21 protein-coding genes and 2 tRNA genes are annotated in these 21,910 nt (G+C 60.3%); 5 read left to right on the plus strand and 18 right to left on the minus strand.

All coding sequences use genetic code 11. The features are described from left to right. Positions 1-29 precede the first annotated feature (29 nt). The 12 genes from DHB74_RS02135 to dapA all read right to left on the minus strand — a co-directional run bounded on the left by DHB74_RS02135 (position 30) and on the right by dapA (position 13,843). The gene (locus DHB74_RS02135; RefSeq protein ID WP_499161017.1) at positions 30-1,778 is read right to left on the minus strand and encodes a bifunctional protein-serine/threonine kinase/phosphatase; all 1,749 of its coding nucleotides are present in this window, start codon (positions 1,776-1,778) and stop codon (positions 30-32) included. Continuing rightward, on the minus strand, positions 1,771-2,601 hold the full coding sequence (locus DHB74_RS02140; RefSeq protein WP_499160670.1) for a formate/nitrite transporter family protein: 831 nt from the start codon (positions 2,599-2,601) through the stop codon (positions 1,771-1,773). The genes DHB74_RS02135 and DHB74_RS02140 overlap by 8 nt, the downstream gene beginning before the upstream one ends. A gap of 178 nt (positions 2,602-2,779) precedes the next feature. After that, positions 2,780-3,175 carry a nitrite reductase small subunit NirD gene (gene nirD / locus DHB74_RS02145; RefSeq protein WP_499160671.1) on the minus strand — a complete coding sequence of 132 codons (396 nt, stop codon included), beginning with the start codon at positions 3,173-3,175 and terminating at the stop codon, positions 2,780-2,782. Continuing rightward, positions 3,175-5,733 (minus strand): nitrite reductase large subunit NirB, encoded by a 2,559-nt coding sequence (gene nirB / locus DHB74_RS02150; protein WP_499160672.1) that lies wholly within the window; start codon positions 5,731-5,733, stop codon positions 3,175-3,177. The genes nirD and nirB overlap by 1 nt, the downstream gene beginning before the upstream one ends. A gap of 387 nt (positions 5,734-6,120) precedes the next feature. Then, a complete protein-coding gene (locus DHB74_RS02155; RefSeq protein ID WP_499160673.1) occupies positions 6,121-6,498 on the minus strand; it encodes a cyclase family protein in 378 nt (125 codons plus the stop codon). A 43-nt stretch (positions 6,499-6,541) separates the two neighbouring features. Continuing rightward, the gene (locus DHB74_RS02160) at positions 6,542-9,016 is read right to left on the minus strand and encodes a mechanosensitive ion channel family protein (protein WP_499160674.1); all 2,475 of its coding nucleotides are present in this window, start codon (positions 9,014-9,016) and stop codon (positions 6,542-6,544) included. An 85-nt stretch (positions 9,017-9,101) separates the two neighbouring features. Beyond that, positions 9,102-10,052: an adenosine deaminase gene (locus DHB74_RS02165; RefSeq protein WP_136868959.1), complete on the minus strand. Its 951-nt coding sequence runs from the start codon at positions 10,050-10,052 to the stop codon at positions 9,102-9,104. 127 nt (positions 10,053-10,179) lie between these two features. Then, positions 10,180-10,269, minus strand: a tRNA-Ser gene (locus tag DHB74_RS02170). Between the two features lie 44 nt (positions 10,270-10,313). Continuing rightward, positions 10,314-11,027, minus strand: coding sequence for a phosphoribosylaminoimidazolesuccinocarboxamide synthase (gene purC / locus DHB74_RS02175; protein WP_036988619.1), 714 nt, complete (start codon positions 11,025-11,027; stop codon positions 10,314-10,316). Then, positions 11,027-11,824: an MBL fold metallo-hydrolase gene (locus DHB74_RS02180; protein ID WP_051610705.1), complete on the minus strand. Its 798-nt coding sequence runs from the start codon at positions 11,822-11,824 to the stop codon at positions 11,027-11,029. Before DHB74_RS02180 ends, purC begins: the two co-directional genes overlap by 1 nt. A gap of 1 nt (position 11,825) precedes the next feature. Beyond that, the gene (gene bamC / locus DHB74_RS02185; RefSeq protein ID WP_036988618.1) at positions 11,826-12,935 is read right to left on the minus strand and encodes an NlpB/DapX family lipoprotein; all 1,110 of its coding nucleotides are present in this window, start codon (positions 12,933-12,935) and stop codon (positions 11,826-11,828) included. A 32-nt stretch (positions 12,936-12,967) separates the two neighbouring features. Further along, positions 12,968-13,843, minus strand: a complete 876-nt coding sequence (dapA, locus tag DHB74_RS02190; RefSeq protein WP_036988617.1) for a 4-hydroxy-tetrahydrodipicolinate synthase — start codon at positions 13,841-13,843, stop codon at positions 12,968-12,970. 203 nt (positions 13,844-14,046) lie between these two features. Here dapA and DHB74_RS02195 point away from each other — a divergent pair, with 203 nt between their 5' ends. Further along, positions 14,047-14,604 (plus strand): glycine cleavage system transcriptional repressor, encoded by a 558-nt coding sequence (locus DHB74_RS02195; protein WP_036988616.1) that lies wholly within the window; start codon positions 14,047-14,049, stop codon positions 14,602-14,604. Between the two features lie 20 nt (positions 14,605-14,624). After that, positions 14,625-15,092 (plus strand): peroxiredoxin, encoded by a 468-nt coding sequence (locus tag DHB74_RS02200; RefSeq protein WP_036988615.1) that lies wholly within the window; start codon positions 14,625-14,627, stop codon positions 15,090-15,092. Here the strand turns inward: DHB74_RS02200 and DHB74_RS02205 are convergent, their stop codons facing one another. Further along, positions 15,093-15,347, minus strand: coding sequence for a sulfurtransferase TusA family protein (locus DHB74_RS02205; RefSeq protein WP_074777932.1), 255 nt, complete (start codon positions 15,345-15,347; stop codon positions 15,093-15,095). An 84-nt stretch (positions 15,348-15,431) separates the two neighbouring features. Here DHB74_RS02205 and DHB74_RS02210 point away from each other — a divergent pair, with 84 nt between their 5' ends. Then, complete coding sequence (locus tag DHB74_RS02210; RefSeq protein ID WP_499160675.1) at positions 15,432-16,898, plus strand: M48 family metalloprotease; 1,467 nt, start codon at positions 15,432-15,434, stop codon at positions 16,896-16,898. Here the strand turns inward: DHB74_RS02210 and nadA are convergent, their stop codons facing one another. Further along, positions 16,899-17,933, minus strand: coding sequence for a quinolinate synthase NadA (gene nadA, locus DHB74_RS02215; protein ID WP_036988609.1), 1,035 nt, complete (start codon positions 17,931-17,933; stop codon positions 16,899-16,901). It abuts the gene before it with no gap. Positions 17,934-18,094: 161 nt separating this feature from the next. On the opposite strand from nadA, the gene DHB74_RS02220 reads away from it, so the two are divergent. Continuing rightward, complete coding sequence (locus DHB74_RS02220) at positions 18,095-18,733, plus strand: Yip1 family protein (protein ID WP_051610704.1); 639 nt, start codon at positions 18,095-18,097, stop codon at positions 18,731-18,733. Here DHB74_RS02220 and DHB74_RS02225 read toward each other — a convergent pair. Continuing rightward, on the minus strand, positions 18,725-19,777 hold the full coding sequence (locus tag DHB74_RS02225; RefSeq protein ID WP_074777930.1) for a DNA topoisomerase IB: 1,053 nt from the start codon (positions 19,775-19,777) through the stop codon (positions 18,725-18,727). The genes DHB74_RS02220 and DHB74_RS02225 overlap by 9 nt on opposite strands. A gap of 14 nt (positions 19,778-19,791) precedes the next feature. Continuing rightward, positions 19,792-20,253 (minus strand): ferritin-like domain-containing protein, encoded by a 462-nt coding sequence (locus DHB74_RS02230; RefSeq protein ID WP_036988607.1) that lies wholly within the window; start codon positions 20,251-20,253, stop codon positions 19,792-19,794. A 163-nt stretch (positions 20,254-20,416) separates the two neighbouring features. On the opposite strand from DHB74_RS02230, the gene DHB74_RS02235 reads away from it, so the two are divergent. Continuing rightward, the gene (locus DHB74_RS02235; protein WP_036988605.1) at positions 20,417-20,872 is read left to right on the plus strand and encodes a PA2171 family ribosome-binding persister protein; all 456 of its coding nucleotides are present in this window, start codon (positions 20,417-20,419) and stop codon (positions 20,870-20,872) included. 31 nt (positions 20,873-20,903) lie between these two features. On the opposite strand, the gene DHB74_RS02240 is transcribed toward DHB74_RS02235, so the two are convergent. Further along, positions 20,904-20,979: transfer RNA gene (locus DHB74_RS02240), tRNA-Lys, on the minus strand. Between the two features lie 111 nt (positions 20,980-21,090). Beyond that, positions 21,091-21,909 (minus strand): tol-pal system protein YbgF, encoded by an 819-nt coding sequence (gene ybgF / locus DHB74_RS02245; protein ID WP_036988604.1) that lies wholly within the window; start codon positions 21,907-21,909, stop codon positions 21,091-21,093. Between the last annotated feature and the right edge of the window lies 1 nt (position 21,910).

Consider the following 21,910-nt stretch of genomic DNA (forward strand, 5'->3'; position numbering starts at 1 on the left):
TGAAAAGATCCAGCCCCGGCTGGATCTTTTTACCCTCCTCCGCCCCGCAGCATCAGCAGTACCAACAGCACCGCCAATACCAGCGATACCCCCTGCCAGAAGACCACCGGATTGCGCTCCAGCAAGGGCGGCGTTTGCCTGCTCAACAGCCTGACATCCGGCTGGCACAAGGCGAAGGTAAACTCGGACAGCGCCGCGTAACGCTTATTCGGATCGGCCTGCACAGCGCCTTTCAACACCTCATCCAGCCACGGCGGCAGATCCTGACGATAACGGCTGATAGGGCGGTATTTCAGTCGCAACTGCGCAGCTCGGCTGGTCGCCTGCGCCACCTCGGTGCCGTAGGGCAACTGCCCGCTCAACAGCTGATAGGCAATCACCCCCAGGGAAAACAGGTCCGACTGGGCAGTCCCCGGATAGCCGAGAAAGTATTCAGGCGCCGTGTACTGGCGCGTGCCCAGAATCAATGCCGTGCTGTCAGGCTGCATTTCATCCAGCCCCGCCACGCTGACCGAGCCGAAATCAATGATGGTCACGGTACCGACAGCATCAATCATGATGTTCTGCGGGCGCAGATCCTGGTGCAGCATATCCAGCCGGTGAAACGCCCTGAGTCCTCTGGCTATCTGCTCGATAATATTGCGCACTGTCTGCAGGTCCGGCCGCGGATGATCCAGCATCCATTGGCGCAGTGTCTGGCCCTCAAGATACTGGCTGACGGTATACAGATAACCCCGCGAGCGGGTCTGGGCTGCGGCTTTGAGCACGTGGGGATCATGAATGCGCCGAGCCACCCACTCTTCCAGCATCAGCCGCTCCAGATACGCCTTATCCTCGCGCAGATCAATCGAGGGCACCTTCAAGACCACCCGCTCAGCGGACGCATTGTCCGTGGCCAGATATACATGGCTGCGGTTGCTGGCATGCAGCTCCCGCTCGATGGTGAAGCCTTCGAACTGCGCACGGCTTTCCAACAGCGGTGCCGGCGGCAGCTCCGTCAGGTGCTGGCTGAACTCCAGCGCCGTGCGGGCCGGCAGCGCGTCCATACGCAAGAGTTGCACCGTGAGATTGTCGTCACTGCCCTGGGTCAGGGCGTGGTCGAGCAGGGAGCGCGCGGCGCTGTCCAGATCATCCCCGTGCGCCTCGATCACCCTGGTCAGGGTGGCCGGATCAATGAACTCGTACAAGCCATCGGTCGCCAACATAAACACATCGCCCTGCTCCACCGCCAGGGTCTTGTGATCAATCTCCAGATGCTGACTGATGCCCAGCGCACGCGCCAGATAGCTGGTATCGGCGGCGACCCGCAGACGGTGATCGCGGGTCAGTTGCTCAAGCTCTGCACCGCGCAAGCGATAGATGCGCGAGTCGCCGACATGGAACAGGTAGGCCGTGGTCGATTTGATGATCAGCGCACTGAAAGTACAGACATAGCCGCGCTCATTGTCGTAGCGGTGTTCGCTCTGGCGGGTCTGGGAATACAGCCAGGAACTGGTCGCAGTCAGTACCCGCTGAGCCGACTGGCGTACTGACCAGGCGTCCGGGGTCGAGTAGTAGTCCGCCAGAAAGCCAGTCACGGCAGTCTGGCTGGCAATATGACTGACGCTGCTGGAACTGATGCCATCGGCCAGCGCCAGCGCGATCCCCTTCAAACCCAGCTGCGGCTCCGCTGGTATGCAGGCACCGTGAAAGTCCTGATTGACCGTCTTGCGCCCTCGATCAGAAGCCTGACCGAGGGCGATCTGCAGCCCCTGCTGTGCTCGGGTCCGATCAAGCATCAACAGGTTGGCGCAGTTGAGCGCGCTTGGGTGCGGTCCTGACATGCGTGGTGTACAGGGTCAAACCGGTGAAGGCCAGGCCGCCCACCAAGTTACCCAGCGCAGTAGGAATCTCGTTCCAGATCATGTAGTCCATTACCGAGAAGTCGCCGCCCATGATCATGCCGAAGGGGAACAGGAACATGTTCACCACCGAATGCTCGAAACCCATGTAGAAGAACAGCATCACCGGCATCCACATGGCGATGGCCTTGCCACTGACCGTGGTAGAGATCATCGCACCGACCACACCCAGCGAGACCATCCAGTTGCACAGCATGCCGCGCAGGAAGATCGTCGCCCAGCCGGCCGCACCGTATTCGGCGTAGCCCAGGGTACGGCTCTCACCGATATGCGATATCCTCGCGCCCACTTCGCCGGCATCCACGGAGAAGCCATAGGTGAAGACAAAGGCCATCATCACTGCCACGGTCAGCGCACCGGCAAAGTTGCCGAGAAACACCCAGCCCCAGTGGCGCAGGATACCAGCCGGGGTAACACCTGGGCGGCGATCCAGCAGCGCCAGCGGGGTCAGCATGAACACCCCGGTCAGCAGATCAAAGCCCATCAAATACAACATGATAAAGCCGACCGGAAAGAAAGCCGCGCCCAGCAGCGGCGAGCCGGTCTGGATGGTCACGGTAATGGCAAACACCGCCGCCAGCGCCAGGATTGCCCCGGCCATGAAGGCGCGGATCAGCGTATCGCGGGTGGACATGAACAGCTTGGACTCGCCGGCATCGACCATCTTGGTGACGAATTCGGCAGGGACTAGATAGGACATGGTGGTATTCCTTATGTAAGAGATGTCGTCCCGCCTGCGGCGGGCATAGCAAAGATGAGCGAAGAGCAAACCTTGTGGGAGCGGCCTTGGCCGCGAGGTTTTCTGCCAGACCATTCGCGGTCAAGACCGCTCCCACAATAGGCACCTACAGAGCGGCGAATGTTTGAGCAGCGAATGCTCATGGCACGGTGATTGCCAGTGGAAAAATCTCGACCCGGTCACCATTCAGCCGCACTGGCCAAGCCTGCAACGCCACCTCCGGCTGCTCCAGGCAGAGCCCATCCTCCAGTCGGAAATGCTGTTTATAGAGCGGTGACGCCACCACGGCGACACCCTGGATATGACCGATCATGCCCCGCCCGATAACGTTGGCCGCCGACTGTGGATCGCGGTTATGCAGGGCGTACACCCGCTCGCCACCCTCCGCCTCGGGCAAATGGAAGAGCGCAATCTGCGCGCCAGCGAACCAGGCGACCACGCCCGAGTTGGGCACCAGGTCCTGCCGATAACACAGCGAATGCCAGTTGGCTGTCGGGGGTTTCGAGTCAATGGTAAGAGCATGTGCCTGGGTCATCAGAGTGCCTCCTCGGTAACCGGGATGAGTGTCAGCTCGGTGGCGCGCGCCGGACGGCGCTGGCCGCGCTCCTTGACGAAGTGGATATCCGGATCGCCGCGCCCGTCGTTGACGAAGGTGCGGAAGCGCTTGAGCTTTTCCGGGTCGTTGATGGCGTTGGCCCACTCGCATTCATAGCGGTCCACCACCAGTTGCATCTGGGTTTCCAGCTCAGTGGCCAGCCCCAGACTGTCCTCGATGACCACTTCCTTCAGGTAATCCAGTCCGCCCTCCAGGCTCTCGCGCCAGGTCGAGGTGCGCTGCAGCCGGTCGGCGGTGCGGATGTAGAACATCAGGAAACGGTCGATGTAGCGCACCAGGGTCTGGTCATCCAGATCGGTGGCGAACAGCTCGGCATGGCGCGGTCGCATGCCGCCGTTGCCTGCCACGTATAGATTCCAGCCCTTGTCGGTGGCGATCACCCCGATATCCTTGCTCTGCGCCTCGGCGCATTCGCGGGTGCAACCGGACACGCCGAACTTGATCTTGTGCGGTGCGCGCAGGCCCTTGTAGCGGTGTTCCAGCTGCAGGGCCATGCCGACGCTGTCCTGCACGCCGTAGCGGCACCAGGTGCTGCCGACACAGGACTTCACCGTGCGCAGGGACTTGCCGTAGGCATGGCCGGTCTCGAAGCCGGCCGCGATCAGCTCGCCCCAGATATCCGGCAGGTCATGCAACTGGGCGCCAAACAGGTCGATGCGCTGGCCGCCGGTGATCTTGGTATAGAGATCGTACTTGCGCGCCACCTCACCCAGCACGATCAACTTTTCCGGGGTGATTTCGCCACCGGCGATGCGCGGCACCACCGAATAGGTACCGTTCTTCTGCATGTTGGCCATGAAGGTGTCATTGGTGTCCTGCAGGGGCACCAGCGCCGGGTTCATGACCGGCTCGTTCCAGCAGGAGGCGAGGATCGAGCCCACTGCGGGCTTGCAGATGTCGCAGCCGAGTTCGCCCTTGCCATGCCGGGCCAGCACCTGTTCGAAACGGGTAATACCCTCTACGCGGATGATGTCGTAGAGTTCCTGGCGGGTATGGGCGAAGTGCTCGCACAGGCTGCGATCGACCACCACGCCCCGCGCGCTCAACTCATGCTCGAAGACCTGTTTGAGCAGCGCGCTGCAGCCGCCGCAGCCGGTGCCGGCCTTGGTATTGGCTTTCAGCTCGCCGAGGTCGGTGACGCCAGCGTCGACCTGGCAGCACACCGTGCCCTTGCTGACGTTGTGGCAGGAGCAGATGGTGGCCGCCGCCGGCAGCGCATCGACGCCCAGCGCCGGGCTGCCGCCGGATTGCGGCAGGATCAGACTGGCCGGCTCCTGCGGCAGCTTGATACCGTTCTGCGCATATTGCAGCAGGGTATCGTAGTAACTGTTATCACCGACCAGTACCGCACCGAGCACATGCTGGCCATCCGCAGAAACCACCAGCCGACGATAGGCGGCGGTGGCCTCGTCGATAAAACGGTAACTGCGCGATCCGGGGGTAGCGCCCTGGGCATCACCGATAGAGCCAACATCCACGCCGAGCAGCTTGAGCTTGGTCGACATATCCGCCCCGGTGAACGGCTCGCAGGTCTGGCCAAGCAATCGCGCCGCCACCAGCCGGGCCATCTGGTAGCCCGGCGCGACCAGGCCGAATACCTGCCCATTCCAGCTGGCGCACTCGCCGATGGCATGGATGGCCGGGTCGCTGGTGCGACAGTGATTGTCCACCACCACGCCGCCCCGTTCCGCCATGTTCAGTCCCGCGCTGCGTGCCAGCGCATCCTGCGGCCGAATGCCCGCGGAGAACACCACCAGATCGGTTTCCAGATACTCGCCATCGGCGAAGTTCATCCGCCAGCGGTACTCGTCACCCCGGATGATCGCGCTGGTGGCGCGGGACAGATGCACCGCCACGCCCAACGCCTCGATCCGCGCCCGCAGCGCGGCGCCGCCTTCAGCGTCCAGCTGCACCGGCATCAACCGCGGCGCGAACTCCACTACATGGGCCTCCAGCCCCAGGGATCGCAGCGCGTTCGCCGCCTCTAGTCCGAGCAGACCACCACCGACCACCACTCCGCGACGGGCGCCATCAGCCGCCTGCCGAATGGCATCCAGATCATCCAGGGTCCGGTAGACCAGCCTTGAAGTACCTTCGGCGCCCTGGATCGGTGGCACGAAGGGAAAGGAGCCGGTCGCCAGCACGAGTTGGTCGTAAGCAGTGCGGCCGCTGGCCGTGACTACTTGCCGATGATCACGGTCGATCTCCAACACCGGCGTACCAAGGTGCAGATGTACACCCGGCTGCTGGTAGAGCGCTTGCTCCCCCATTGCCAGCGACTCGGCATCGCGCCCGCCGAAGTACTCGGACAGATGCACCCGGTCATAGGCCCGCTGGCGCTCTTCACCAAAGATATGGACTTCGTAATGAGACAAGGCGCCCAGCGCGATCAATTGCTCGACGCAATGGTGGCCCACCATGCCGTTGCCAATAACCACCAGCGTTTCCCGCCGGGTTGAAATGACATCCCCGCTCATAAGCCTTCCCTCTTCGCTCAAACCAAGTTATGCAGGAACTAGAGCAAGGGGCATGCCAGACAGCAGTATCGCGGCTCAGGTCTGCCCGCAATGCCGCACGAACACTGGGTTTGGAGGGTTTTCCAGGCGATGAGAGGATACTGGACGACCTGCGCGTAGCAGAGAAAGAGGCCCCTGATTGAACCATGGCAGGGCAACCCAGCGCACACAGGGCTCGCCTTTGGTGCGCCTCGCCCCGAGAAAGGCAAGAAACTCAAATGTTGGTGAGAGATCGGTCAGCAAATGAGCCGGAGGGGATCCGGCTCGGCTTCGGCGGTAAGCGATTGCTGGCAGTAACAGCTCAGGGTATCTGCGAATCGGGTAAAGGGTGCTGGTGCCAGTCAGTTATCACTTGATGGCAATCGGGTTCACCATCATCTGTACGGCCCCTTTAATCTTCGGTTGTCCCAGGACGAACATGAACTCATGAACATCATCCCTGGCTAACTCGGCGGTGTTCATGTTTTCGAGGATGTAAACGCCATGCTTTGCGAGCAGTGTTTGATGAACTTCGAACACGCCGGTGCCGTCCTCGAAGGGAATGACCTCAAGTCCCCAGTTATCAGCCCCCACAGCAACGACTCCCTGTTCAGCCAGGTATTTCGCCCCGTCGACGCCGAGGCCCGGCTGAGCCTTTCCAAATCGCTCGTTATCCTCACCGACCAGGCTGAGCCAGCCGGTATGGAAAAGTACCACGTCGCCTTTTTTGAAAGAAACGCGCGCCATAGGCCGGGAACTCGCGATTCAGCTCCACACCCAGCGAATAGTACTATTCAGAAATGACAGTAGAGGGTACCAGCGGCCGTTCGCGCGGATCGGCGATATCGATACCCAGCTGGCGGAAGCGTTCCAGAATGCGTCTATTGATCTCGCGCTGGACACCCCAACGGCCCTTGTCGGTACAGCGCATCTGGCCAGCCAAAGTGACCATGGAACCATCCACCGCGTCCACGCCCCAGACTTCCATATCCGCCAGAATCCGTGGTGAGAAAACCGGATCGTTACGCAGTGCTGCGCCAATCGCCTTCAGTTCTCCGATGGCCTGATTGATATCAGTGTCATAGCTGACGCTGATACGCACAGCCGCATTGCCGAGGCCGCGGTGCGCATTGTTGACCGTGGTCACCGAGCTGAACGGCACAATATGCAGCGAGCCATCACCGGCGCGCAGACGCACAGTGCGGATCGACAGGTTTTCCACGGTACCCGCCACACCGGCGACCGTCACCGAATCGCCAACCTGCATGGCGTTCTCCATCAGCAGGAAGATCCCAGTAATGAAATCCTGCACCAGCTTCTGCGAGCCGAAACCAATGGCTACACCTATGATGCTCGCACCAGCGATCAACGGCGTGGTGTTGACGCCGATCTGGTTCAACGCCGTCAGGCCGACGATCAGCGCAATAACCAGAAACAGCCCGGCGCGGAGCATGGGCAGAAGTGTATTGAGGCGCGCCGCACGTAACAGGTCGCCCTGCTCACGCCAGCGGGCAATACGCCGCTCAACGGAGACGTTGGTCGCTTGCCAGACCACCAGTGCAATCGCCACAGCAATGACAATGGTGACAAAAGCGGAAGCCAGGCTGCTGCCAATGGTGCCAGGTGCAAACCATTGCAACGCATTCAGCCCCCAGGCCTGCAGCAGCGCAACCAGGGTGGCTACCGTAATCACCAGCGAGACCAGCCAACGCAGCAGCGGGTAGTACTGCTCGGCAAGCTGACTGCGCAGATTGGCCGAACTATCCGGGCTGGACTCATCTGACAGATCCTCGCTGATACCCGCCAAACGCCCCAGGGCCCCCAGCGCCAATACAGCGGCCAGCCGGCCCAATACAATGATGGCGGCGGAAATGCCGATGAACTCCAGCAATTTGGTGAAACCATCTTCGATGCGCAGCGCCCAGACCACCCAGCCGCCCATGATCAACACCGCCATCAACAGCGGCCAGACACCCGCCAGCCAGCGTCGCAACGCATATGCCGCACCGTCACGCTCGGGTGAACCGGCGATCCACACGGCCACCGGCTGGCGGAAACGAAACACCAGAAAGATCAGGGCCAGATGCACCATCAGAGAGGTCGTTTTGACAATCACCAGCTGGGCCTCGGGGTCGGTGCCGAGGATGCCAAGTGCATTACCAGTCGCGACACCGAAGGTCGCTAGAACAACCAACCGACGCGTCCACCGATGTATCTGCTCAGCGGCGAAATCGCCCACCTGGATGATACGCAGGCAGGCATCCTTTGGTGCCAGCAACAGGCGCACCACGGCCATGACGACACGGGTGATCACATAGGCGTAAACAAACTCACGAGTCACCAGATGGGTACGCGCATCCAGCCCCGGCAACAGCTGCAGGACCAGCGCCGCGATGCCAAAAAACAGCCCCAATGGCAACAGATCCAGTACGAAGCCGGCCAGGGCAAAGGGCAATCGGCGCAATGCCTTCAGTTCGGATTCGACGGGGGAAGCAGCAGTCGAGGCAGCGGCAGTGGCGACTGCCGCTGAAGCGGCCCCGTTGGCAGACTCCACGGGCGAGTCTGCAGCGGAAGCATGGGGACCGACCGGCACTGCTTCCACATACTCAACCCCATCGCGCTGAGTCTGAACCAGCGCAGTGCTGTTATCCAGCGGACGCAGTGCAGCAAGCGCAACAGGGTCGGTGGTATCCGGAGCAGATACGGGAACAGATACAGGCGCGGGCACCCGCAACTCTGCCTGGTTGGCGCTGGTCAACAGGCTGCGCACAGATCTGCGCAACGCGCGGCGCAGCAGCCATTCCAGACAAAAGCCGACGCCAAAGACTATAGCCAGATCCATCAGCGTCTGCAGCGCCAACATGCGCCCCACCTCATTGAGGAAGGTGGCCTGGAACCAGGCGGGCAGATCAGCCAGCGCCCGGGCAATCCGCACCAGCTGTGCATGCAGCCCATCAGCCCAATCACCGACTTGATCCATGGTGCGCGCAACCAGACCACCAGCTTCCAGCGGCACTATGGCGCTTAACGGCGACTCCTCCACAGCCGGCGCTTCATCATCGGCCGGCGCCTCGCTGGCTATAACTTCCAGCGCCCGCACCACCTCATTCCGCCGCTCGTCATCCTGCAGCGTATCAAGCACCTGTCGCGCTTGTGCCGGGTCCAGCTCTGTTTGGTCAGCCGTTTGTGCCGACACCGCAGCGACCGGCATGAACAGCAGAGCCAGCATCAACACAACAAACCCAGGCAGTTTCGATCTCAGCATAATATCCGTCCAATAAACATTGCCGGTCCGCCAGGCAGGCCAGCTGTTCACTATTCGAGCCTGCCCAGGCCTTTGGGGTTCAGCTTTATGCCAACCGGGCGTCCAGGCTGTTCTGAGCCAGGCGCTTGGCTTGGCTTTCTGTCATCCCCAGGCTTTCATGCAAAGCCATGAAATTCTCATTTACATAACCGCCGAAGTAAGCCGGATCGTCAGAGTTCACGGTGACGTTAACGCCCTGTTCCAACAGGCTCAGAATATTGTGATCTCGCATATCGTCAAACACACGCAGTTTGATGTTGGACAATGGGCACACGGTCAGCGGGATCTGCTCGTCGATCAACCGCTCAATGAGTACAGGATCTTCCGCTGCACGTACGCCGTGATCAATGCGACTGACCTTGAGCAGATCCAGCGCCTGCCAGATGTAGTCCGGCGGCCCCTCCTCGCCCGCATGAGCAACTGCCAGGAGCCCTTCGGCACGGGCCTTGGCAAAGACCCGTTCGAATTTGCTGGGCGGATGACCAAGCTCTGAACTGTCGAGCCCGACGGCAAAAAAAGCATCCCGATACGGCAAAGCCCGGGCGAGCGTCTCGAAGGCGTCATCCTCACTCAAGTGTCGCAGAAAGCTGAGGATCAGCCCACCCTCGATACCCAGCTGCTCTTTGCCATCACGCAGTGCTGTGGTTATCCCCTCAAGAGCCACCTCGAATGCAATGCCCCGCTCAGTATGCGTCTGAGGGTCATAGAACGGCTCGACATGTACTACTCCCTGGGCCTGGCAGCGCTGCAGGTAGGCCCAGGTGAGATCGTAGAAGTCCTGCTCCGTGCGCAGGACGTTCGCGCCCTGATAGTAGAGATCAAGGAACTCCTGGAGATTGCCAAAGGTATAAGCGCGGCGCAGATCATCCACATCCGCCCATGGCAGCTTGATACCGTTGCGCCCGGCAAGCTGAAAGAGCAGCTCTGGCTCGAGGGATCCCTCGAGATGCATATGCAGCTCCGCCTTGGGTAAAGCCGCCAACCATTTTTCGTTCATTGTTACCTCTGTGCCAAGGCGCTATGCCACCAGTAGAAACAAAAAAGCCCCACACCGTTTTCAGGTTGTGGGGCTTTTTGTCTGATAGCAATCAAAAACTGTCGAAGTCATTGATTACCACGTCATATGGCGGAGAGCCAGGGATTCGAACCCTGGGTACCCTTGCGGGTACAACGGATTTCGAATCCGTCCCGTTCGACCACTCCGGCAACTCTCCAAGTCGGCGCGCATCATAGCAGCTTCGCTGCGGCCGTTAAAGGGTCAGGACAGCGGAACACCCAGTCTTTGAGCGACTTCTTCATAGGCTTCGATGACGCCGCCGAGGCCCTGGCGGAAGCGGTCCTTGTCCATCTTCTTGCGGGTTTCCTTGTCCCACAGGCGGCAGCCGTCGGGGCTGAATTCATCGCCGAGGACGACGTCACCCTTGAACAGGCCAAACTCCAGCTTGAAGTCCACCAGCAGCAGGCCGGCGTCATCGAATAGCTGCTTGAGAACGTCATTGACCTGCAGGGTCAGTTCACGCATGCGCTGCAGTTGCTCGGCTGTAGCCCAGCCGAAGGTGACGACATGGGATTCGTTGATGAAGGGGTCGCCTTTGGCGTCGTCCTTGAGGAAGAGTTCAAAGGTCGGCGGCAGCAACTCTTTGCCCTCTTCAATGCCCAGGCGCTTGACCAGGCTGCCGGCCGCGTAATTGCGCACCACACATTCAACCGGGACCATGTCCAGTTTCTTGACCAGACATTCGGTGTCGGACAACAGCTTGTCGAACTGGGTCGGAATGCCGGAGTCCTGCAGTTTCTGCATGATGAAGGCATTGAAGCGGTTGTTGACCATGCCCTTGCGTTCCAGCTGTTCGATCTTCTTGCCATCGAAGGCCGAGGTGTCGTTGCGGAACAGCAGGATGAGGCGATCCGGATCATCGGTGGTATAAACCGACTTGGCCTTGCCGCGGTAGAGTTCTGTGCGTTTTTCCATTATCGGCTCCCGATATGCGCCAAATGAGGTTGGGTATTACCTGTAATGTCCTGCCACGGCAGGCCATGATTCTGTACTGCCAGCCGCAGCTCGCCCTCCCAGCCATCCAGTACTCTGGACAACTCGCCGAGGGCCAGCTCCGGTCGGTTGTTCTTTTCGCTGATATGGGCGATCGCGACGTATTTCAGCGCGCTCATGTCGATCGCTTCGAGCAATCCCGCAGCCTGCTGATTGCTCAGATGGCCGAGCTGACCGCCAACCCGAGCCCGCAAAAAAGGCGGATAAGGTCCGTTGGCCAGCATCAGCGGATCATAGTTGGCTTCGAGAAAAAGCGCATCCAGACCGCTGTACATTTCCGTAATCAACGGAGTGATCATACCGGTGTCGGTTAGCACACCCAGGCGATGACTACCGCTATCGAAGATGAACTGGCAGGGCTCGCGCGCGTCATGGGGTACCGGCACCGGGGTGACCCGGATTTCGCCGATAACCAACTCCTGACCAAAACGGATCAACTCCACCGGCAACGCCGTCTCACCCATGCCCAGATAGGTGCCAGCGGTCATGTACACCGGCAGACGATAGCGCTGCGCCAGACGCTCGACACCCTTGATGTGATCAGAGTGTTCATGGGTGACCAGTATCGCGGTCAGCTGATGCGGGCTCAGCCCCGCTGCGGCCAGCCGTTGCTCGGTGGCGCGCAGACTGAAGCCGCAATCCACCAGCAGCCGGGTCCGGCCATATTCAATCAGAGTGGCGTTGCCCCGACTGCCACTCCCGAGCGAGCAATAGCGCATTTCAGTTCAGGTTGTCGTGGATCCGGCGGAGCAGTTCCCTGGCCTGGCTGGAATCGGTGCTGGTATCGATACTGTCTTCCACAGTGACCTGGATACGGTTGCCCACCGGCGTCAGTCGTACCTGGGTGCGCTGCGCGTTGTCCTGCTCAGGCTTGGCGTCACGGCCGAACAGCCGGCCGAAGAAACCGGGCTTGTCCGCCTCGGCGCTCTGATCGGGATTGACGTAGTAGACACCCGCGCTGCGGTTGATATCGGCGATCTGCACGTCCGCCTTGGCCAGTGCCTGACCCACCGCCGCCCAGGCGCGGTTGAAATCGGTCGACATGTTCAGCACCGGATTGCCGGCACCGTCCTGATCCAGCGTAGTGCGGCGAGCCGCTGGTGCTTCATCGACTGTCGACAGGGCTGCCGAATCCAGCTCACCGGCCTGGCTCAGGTAGGTTTCCAACTCGGCCAGCAGGGCACGCTCGAGGTTGCTGTTGTCCGAGACCGAAGGCCATTCGCTGCGGTCGCTGCCCTGGCTGCGCTGCATGTGCAGCACCTTGATTTCGCTGCTGCCGGATTGCACGCCCGGCTCCACACGGATGCGGAAGCGCTGTTCCTGCCCATCAGTGCGGCGATTGGCACCGACCGCAGGCAGCAGCCGGCGCATCAGCGGGTTATCGGCATCCTGGTCAAAGGCCAGCCAGCCGGTTTCCATTTCGCCGATGGTGGTGGACTCGGTAGCAACCGGCACCCGGTATTCACTGAGGAACTGACGCACCTGCGGCCACAGACTGGTCGGTGCGCGCTGCGCCTGCAACCAGCGCTCGCCGCCATTCTGCTGCATGGAGTATTCACTGAAATCCGCAGCGACGCTCAGCCCCTGGGGCCGCGGCAGTTCGAACTTACCTTCACTGGTGCTGGCGCCGCGCTGGCCGGGTACCGGCAGCAAATCGCCGATGGGCTTGCTGTTCAATTCGGCCGGGACCGTCATTCTCGGCTCCACCACAGCGGTGCGGTAATCGGAACCCCGATCACGGAAATAGCCGTCTTCGCCGAACAGGTAGCCACAGCCGCTCAGGCCGGCGCTGATCATTACCAGGGTCAGTGCGTTGAGCACAGGCTTCATTTGGAATTCCTTGATGGTATGGTTCCTCGGAGTCACAACAGGCCGCACTGCTTCAGGGCCTCACGTACTGCGGGCTGGCAATCTTCACTGAGGCTGGTCAATGGCAGGCGCAGACCGTCATCAACCAGACCCATTTCGTGCAGCGCCCACTTCACCGGAATCGGGTTGGACTCGATGAACAGCTTTTCGTGCAACGGCATGAGCATATCGTTCAAACGGCGGGCAGTGTCGGCGTCGCCCTGCAAGGCGGCAACGCACAGATCATGCATCGCCTTGGGGGCGACGTTGGCGGTAACCGAGATATTGCCTTTGCCGCCGAGCAGAATCAGCTCAACTGCGGTCGGGTCGTCACCGGAATAGATGGCCATGCGCTCACCGACGCGTTCGATCAATTCACGAGCGCGCTGCAGATCGCCGGTGGCTTCCTTGATGCCGATGATGTTGGGGATGTCAGCCAGCCGCACGACGGTATCGGGCAACATGTCACAGGCAGTACGTCCCGGCACGTTGTACAGGATCTGGGGAATGGCCACCGCCTCGGCAATGAACTTGAAATGCTGGTAGAGCCCTTCCTGAGTCGGCTTGTTGTAATACGGCGTGACCAGCAGGCAGGCATCGGCGCCCACACTGCGCGCCGCCTCGGTCAGCTCAACCGCTTCGCTGGTGGAGTTGGCACCGGTGCCGGCAATGACTGGAATACGGCCGGCAACCTGATCTACCACGCGGCGGATGACTTCCTTGTGCTCGTCCATGTCCAGGGTCGCGGATTCACCGGAGGTGCCCACCGCCACGATGCCATCGGTGCCCTGCTCCAGATGGAAATCGATAAGACGCTCAAGCGCCTGCCAGTCCAGGCTGCCACGCGAGTCCATGGGGGTTACCAGCGCTACAAGGCTGCCTGAAATCATGCAAGGGGCTCCACAAGGTATACGTTAATCGGCAATGGTACTTTCGCCATGGGTTCAGCACAAGGGAGGCCGGCTTCGTTAAGCGCTGCAGGGCAATAAAACTGATGGTTGAACCGCCGACGACAGACAGGGACAATAGACAGCTTGTCGCAACGCCATCATGCTGACGTCACGACCCGGCAATTCAGTCTTCGAGGAATCTTATGTCCACAGTGCCCAGCCCCCGGGAGCAATTCCTGGTGATCAATGCCATGGGGCAGCAAACCACCGCTCTGGCCAGCATGCTGACCCGCCTGTGCATGGAGCAGCGCTGCCTGATCGTCAGCAGCCGCATGAGCCGGCACGGCACCTGCACCGCATTGCTGCTGCAGGTCAGCGGCAACTGGGACGCCCTGGCGAGACTGGAAACCCTGCTGCCACCGCTGGCCAAGCGCGAACATTTCACGCTGTCCATGTACCGCAGCAGTGCGCTGGAAGAACGCCCCTCGGCGCTGCCCTACAACGTCTTCGTAACGGCAGCCCAACGCCCCGAACTGGTCGCTGAACTCTGCGCCTTCTTCCAGCATCTGGAAATTGACATCGAGGAAATGCTCAGCTTTACCTACATGGCTCAGCACACCGGCACCGCCATGTTGAATCTGACGCTGACCATTGCCATTCCGGTGAAAACCCAACTGAGCTGGTTGCGCGAGCAGTTCCTCGACTTCTGCGACGAACTCAACCTGGACGCCGTGATGGAACCCTGGCGTCCCCTTCACTGATACCGACCGCGAGACTGTCAATGAGCATAAAACTGGATTCCACCCTGCCCGACTTCACCGTGCCGGCCACCAGCGGCAAGACCGTCACTCTCTCGGAACTGGCCGGCAAGAAGGTGGTGATCTACTTCTACCCCAAGGATCACACCCCTGGCTGCACTACCCAGGGCCAGGACTTTCGCGACATGCATGACCAGTTTCTGGCAGCCGATACCCTGGTGTTCGGGGTTTCCCGCGATAGCCTGCGCACCCACGAGAATTTTCGCACCAAGCAAAGCTTCCCTTTCGACTTGATCAGCGACCCAGACGAGAGCCTGTGCCGGCTGTTCGATGTGATCCGCAAGAAGAAGCTGTACGGCAAGGAATACGAAGGCATCGAGCGCAGTACCTTCCTGATCGACCGCGAGGGCGTATTGCGCCGTGAATGGCGCAAGGTGAAAGTGCCCGACCACGTCGCAGAGGTGCTCGAAGCGGCGCGCGAACTGGCCTGATCAAGCTTGCGCTTTGCGCAACCAGTAATGAAACTCCCCCTCCTGCTCGCTGGCATGCAACAGAGCATGCCCGGCGAGTTCGGCAAAGCGGGTGATATCCCGTTGCGAGCCCGCGTCCGTGGCCGTCAGGTGCAATACCTGTCCCGCCTGCATACTGTTCAGCGCCAGCTTGGCGCGCAGCAGCGGTAGCGGGCAGGATAGCCCGCGGGCATCTACCAACTGGTCAGCCCGCAGTTCACTTTTTTCGTCAACCATGCTTACACTCCCGTTGAGCCAGCGAGTATACCCTCGCAGGACGATTGGCAGACAATTGAAACAGAAACGGGTTAGAGTGTTTTCATGCAATGTATCAAAGCGGCCCGCGTGCCTGCCAAAGCGCTACTGTTTTCACTGATGACCGCCATCGCGGTGCCGATACCCATGCCGGCAGTCGCGTCCGAGTTCAATCTGCCTTCACTGGGCGACACCAGTTCCTCGATCATGCCCCGCGAGCAGGAATACCAGCTCGGTCGCGCCTGGCTGTCCATGCTCCGTGGCTCGGTACGCACGCTGGAAGATCCGCTGCTCAAGGATTACATCGAGGGTCACGTGTTCGGGCTGGCGGAAACCAGCCAGCTGGATGACCGGCGCCTGACCTTCGTCGCAATCGACAGCCCGCAGCTCAACGCCTTCGCTGCCCCCGGCGGCATCATCGGGGTCAATGGCGGACTGTTTCTGCATGCCCATACCGAAGCGGAGTTCGCGTCGGTGATGGCTCACGAACTGGCTCACCTGTCGCAACGGCACTTCGCCCGCGGTCTGCAGCATCAACAGCAGAACCGTATCCCGCTGATGACCGCCATGCTCGCCAGCGTTATCCTCGCCGCCAGTGGCGGTGGCGATGCCGGCTTCGCTGCCCTGGCCTCGACCCAGGCGGCGGCAATTCAGGAGCAGCGGCGTTTTTCCCGACAGAATGAACAAGAGGCCGACCGCATTGGTCTGCTCAACCTGCAACAGGCGGGTTTCGATCCCAACGCCATGCCGGAGATGTTCGAGCGGCTGGCCAAGTTGAGCCGCTTCAGCCGTACCCCGCCGGAGTTCCTGCTGACGCACCCGGTCAACCAGTCACGGATTGCCGACTCGCGCAACCGCGCCGGACAACTCAGCAATGATGGCCGCCAGGACAGCTTGTATTATCAGATGATGCGCGCCCGCGTGCAGCTGTTCTATGAAGACAGCCCCGGTCTGGCGGCGCAGCGCTTTCGCGCACTGCTGGACGAGCATCAGGGCGAGCATGCCGCGGCGCGCTACGGTTTGGCCCTGGCCTTGATCCGTAGCGGCCAGGCAGACGAGGCGGCGCAGGAGCTGGATCCGCTGTTGGCACAGCACCCCGATAACATCGCCGTGCAACTGGCCAAAGTCGAGCTCGACAGCAGTCAGGGGCACCAGAATGAGGCGCTGACGCGTCTCGATAACCTGCTCAAGACCCGACCCGACAGCTACCCTCTGCTGAATGCCAAGGCCGATATCCTGTTGCGCCAACGCGACTATACCGGCGCCGAGCGGGTGACCGATCGGCTGGCGCGGCTGCGCCCCGAGGATCCGGACGTGTGGTATCTGGTATCAGAGATCCGCGGTCTGGCGAAGAATATCCTGGGTGTGCACCAGGCCCGGGCGGAATACTTCATGCTCGCCGGCGATCTGGATCAGGCCGACCAACAGTTGGATCAGGCGCTCAAGCGCACCGACAACTTCGTGGAAAGCTCCCGCATCAACGCGCGCAAGGAAGAAGTCGCGCGTCGGCGGGAGATCCTCAAGGGTTTCTGATCAGAGCTTGCTGGTGAACTCGAGCATCCGCTCCAACGGTCGCACCGCAGCAGGAATCAGCTCTTCCGGCACCAGAATCTCGTTGGCACCCTGCTCCAGGCTCTGCAACACCCGTGGCAGGGTGTTCATGGCCATCCACGGACAGTTGGCGCAGCTGCGACAGGTAGCTCCATCACCCGCGGTAGGCGCGTCAATCAACCGACGGCCTGGCGCCGCCTGCTGCATCTTGTAGAAGATGCCCTTGTCAGTGGCCACGATGAAGGTCGAGTTTGGCAGCTCCTGCGTCGCCTTGATCAACTGACTGGTGGAACCCACCACATCGGCCAGCTCGACCACCGCTGCCGGGGATTCCGGGTGTACCAGGATCGCCGCATCAGGGTAGACCGCCTTGAGATCGATCAACGCCTTGGCCTTGAACTCCTCATGCACGATGCAGGCACCGTCCCACAGCAGCATGTCGGCATCGGTCTTGCTCTGGATATAGCCACCCAGGTGCTTGTCCGGGGCCCAGAGGATCTTCTCGCCCCGGTCCATCAGGCTCTCGACGATCGGCAGGGCGCAACTGGAAGTCACCACCCAGTCGGCGCGCGCTTTCACCGCCGCCGAGGTGTTCGCGTAGACCACCACGGTACGGTCCGGGTGCTGATCGCAGAAGGCCGAGAACTCATCGATCGGGCAGCCGATATCCAGCGAGCAGGTGGCATCCAGCGTAGGCATCAGTACCCGCTTCTCTGGACTGAGAATCTTGGCAGTTTCGCCCATGAAGCGTACGCCGGCCACCACCAGGGTGCTGGCCGGATGGTTCTTGCCGAAGCGCGCCATCTCCAGTGAGTCGGATACGCAGCCACCGGTTTCCTCTGCCAGTTCCTGCAATAGCGGATCAGTGTAATAGTGTGCGACCAGTACCGCGTCGTGGGCTTTCAGGGCCGTAGCGATGCGTGCCTTGTAGTCGGCTTTCTCGGCATCGTTCAATGGCGCAGGCTGCTTTGCGGCCAGATGGGCCTGCACCAGCAACCTTTCGGAAATCTGAGACATCTAACAACCCCTCCGGGAATGGAACGGGCAATATCATACCACGGTCGTCCTGTTCTACCGATTGCCCCACTGGAACTCCCGGCAACGAGGCGAGTCAAGGATTAGGAAGGGGCTGCATTCGCACCTTCTGGGACACGCACATACAACAAGGCAGGATTCCCATGTTCAGACACGTACCCGGTCTATTCTATGCGCCAAGCGCCACCTGGAATCGCATTCACGATGATATTGAACACAGCCCCTGCGGTTTCCTGCCGCTGCTGTTGATCGGCTCACTGATTCCCGCATTGTGTATCTATTACGGGGCAGCGATAGCCGGGTGGTCATTGTTCGGCTCGGAACAACAGAAATTTCTCAGCCAGAGCAGTGCAGCCATGCTCGCGCTGGCGGTGTGGCTGGCCTATGTCACCAACGTCATTATCATGGGCTGGATGATCCGCTGGGTACTGTTCCGGACGCCCGTACGCCCGTCGGCATTGCGTGGCATGGCGTTTGCCACATTTCTTTCAGTGCCCTTCATGCTAGGCGCCCTGGCAGCCCTGCTCCCGGAGCGCTGGCTGATCCTGCTGGTCATTCCGCTGGTAGGCGGCTATTCGGCGCTGCATCTATATCTGGGGCTGCCCATTTACATGCAACTGAGCAAGTCAAAGGCTTATTTTTATGCCACCTGCATTCTTGCCGTGGGTTTGCTGACCATGCTCTGTGTCGGGCTATTCTATCTGGAAAGCTGGCGGGCGATTTCGCCGCCCGGTGAGTACCAGGGCATCGAGGAGCGTCGCGTCGAGCAATTGTCACCCTGACGACGGGGACGACGCGCAAGTCTGCAGAAAAACGATCAGATCGACCTCTGCCGGCTTGAGCCAGCGCCGTCTGGCTCGACCGGCACTCCAGCGCACCTTGTCCAGATCGCCTTGAAGATAGGCAGCCATGATGGCCGGATGAATGTAGCACTTGCGGCACACCGCCGGCGTATTACCCAACTCCACAGCCACTTGCTTCACCACCTCGGCGACCGCTTGCTTGCTCGGCGCGCGCCCCTGTGCGGTGAGCTCCCGCAAGCTGGCGAGCGCCAGGGTACTGCCAGCCCAGGTACGGTAATCCTTGGCAGTGAAGTCGGCACCGGCTATGTCATGCAGACACTCATTGATGTCCGAAGAGCTGACCGAGCAGGAATGGCCATCGGCATCCAGATACTGGAACAGAGGCTGCCCCGGCAACTCCCGGCAGCGGCGTAGAACCCGGGCCAACCGCGGATGACGCAGACTGACTTCATGCTTCACTCCACTCTTGCCCCGAAAGTGGAAGCTGATGTCGTCGCCGCGCAGGGTGACATGGCGGTTACGCAGAGTAGTCAAGCCGTAGGATTTGTTCTGCCTGGCATACTCCTGATTACCCACTCGCACACAGGTCTGGTCGAGCAGCAGGATGACGGCGGCAATCACCCTCTCCCGGCTCAGCTGGCGGGTTCTGAGCCGCTGATCCAGCTCGCGGCGCAGGCGTGACAGGGCATTACCGAAGGCGAGCAGCCGCTCGTATTTGGCCGCGTCGCGCACTTCTCGCCACAGGGGATGATAACGATACTGCTTGCGACCGCGAGCGTCCCGCCCGGTAGCCTGCAGATGACCTAGCGCGTCTGGGCAAATCCAGACCTCCCGGTAAGCAGGTGGAATAGCCAGAGCATTGATACGTTCAATTACCGCTTTATCGCGAATGCGGCGGCCCCGTTCATCGAAGTAGGCAGCCACGCCATTGAGCATTCTGCGGCTGAAACCCGGCGCGCTGTCAGTCACATAATGTAACGCCGGCGGGCACCCGTCGGGAGATTGCGTGCCCGCCGGCTTCATTTGGCGTATGCGGCTTAACTGCGAGCCCGTTCAGCATCGCGCAGCATTTTCACCTGGTCGTGGTTACGCAGAACGCCGTCATACTGGCGCTGGACCACTTGGCGAATATCTTCCGGCAACGCTTTATCGAGTGCCTTGCGATAGCTTCTCTTGGCAACGTCCTCGCCACGCTCGCATTCGTTGAGGATTGCCTCATCATCCTTGCCGGTGACCAACGACTTCAGATCGACCCAGCGCCGATGGAGATCGCCGCTGACACTAGTGCTGTCCTCCGGGTCACCGCCCAGGCGAATCACTATCGCTTGCAGCTCCTGAGCGGCCTTGGCACATTCTGCCGCGCGCTCACTGAACAGGTTTTTCAGCTCCGGGCGCTTGATATCCTCAGCACAGGTGCGAAAGCCCTCCTCGCCATCCTTGCTGGTTTCGATAAGATCGTTCAGGGTGGAAATCACTTCTTTAGAATCAATGGCATTCATGAATCAACTCCTGCTCTTACGCTGAGTGGTATACAAGTGACCTTGCGCATGCGGAGCCGGTTCAACCTGATTTCACCGATGGTCGACGATGCAAATAATCTGAACAGCAGCAGCCGCCAATCGTCCAACTTCATGGGTACCACCCTGATGAGGATAATGAAAAATGAATGCCATAGAGCTGTTGAAAGCAGACCACGAAACGGTCAAGCAACTGCTGGAAGAGATCAGCGCCACCACCGAGCGTGCCGTCAAGAAACGCGAGGAGCTATTGCAGAAAATCAAGCTCGAGCTGACCATCCACACCACCATCGAAGAAGAAGACTTCTACCCTGCTTTCAAGGAGGCAGGGGCGAAAGATGAGCTGAAGATGTATCACGAAGCCAAGGAAGAACATCGGGCTGTGGAGTCGCTGGTATTACCGGACCTGCTGAACACCGAGCCAGGCAGCGTCGAATTCTCGGGGCGAATCAAGGTGCTGAAGGAGTTGCTGGAGCATCACATCGAAGAGGAAGAACAGGAGATGTTCACCGATGCTGCCAAGCTGATGAGCAAAGAGCAACTGGAGACATTGGGAAAGCAGATGGAGGAGAAGAAAAACAATCTGAAGAAGGCAGCCTGAGCAGCGCCAGGCAATCAGAACATCCAGGAAATGGTGGGTCGTGTAGGATTCGAACCTACGACCAATTGGTTAAAAGCCAACTGCTCTACCAACTGAGCTAACGACCCTTTGGATGCGCGATATCTTACTGATTTATCACCGAAACTCAAGAATTTTTTTGAATAATTTTCCGGTGTGCCTGATCGTTGCACACCGTTTTTTCTTGTCCGCAAGACATTCTATTGCAGGTTGTTCAGCTCGCGGCGCGCCAACTGTGCCGCAGAGGCATTCGGGTGCTTGGTCAAGACTTCCTGATACAGCTGCGCTGCCTTGCTGGAATTCCCCATACGGCGTTCCACTTCGGCCAGCTTGTAGAGCGCATCAGCCTCCTTGCGATGACCGGCGTACTGGCTGATGACCTTGGCGAACGCCTGGCCGGCGGATTCCAGGTCCGCTTGGACCAGGTAGACCTCCCCCAACCAATACTGCGCATTACCAGCGTAATCACTGTTGGGATAGCGGCGCAGGAAGGCGCTAAAGGCCATCTCGGCCTTTTCAAAGTCGCGCGCCTTGACCTGATCGAAGGCCGCCTCGTAAAGCAGTTTCTCGCGCGCCGGATCGGCTTCGGCCGGCGCTTGGGGCGCGGTGTCGGAGGTCGCCCCGGGGGTGGCCGGAGTTACCGGCGGCAGGTTATTGCCATTGGCGGGTCCGCTCGAACCTGACGGCACGGGCGAACCTGCGGAAATTGCGGAAAGTCGCCGGTCGATATCCTGATATCGATCAAGCTGATCCTTTTCCAGTTTCTTCAGTCGATGCTCCTGCTCTTCGAGCAGGCCACGCAGCATGGAAACTTCCTGCTGCATCTGATACAGCTGCTGCATGAGCTGGCCCTCTACCGAGAGGCCAGCCGAGGACGATCGGGTATCGGGCAGCGATGGGGCCTGCGTTTGGTAGCTCGGTGCGTTGCCGCCCGAACTGCCTTCCATTACCGGAACCTGAGCCATGGCCGCGACCGGCAACAGCAGAAAACCCAGCGCTAATCCCTGATACCCTTTCATG

The sequence above is a fragment of the Pseudomonas sp. G11-1 genome (genome assembly GCF_024031555.1).
Classification (GTDB): Bacteria; Pseudomonadota; Gammaproteobacteria; order Pseudomonadales; family Pseudomonadaceae; genus Halopseudomonas; species Halopseudomonas bauzanensis.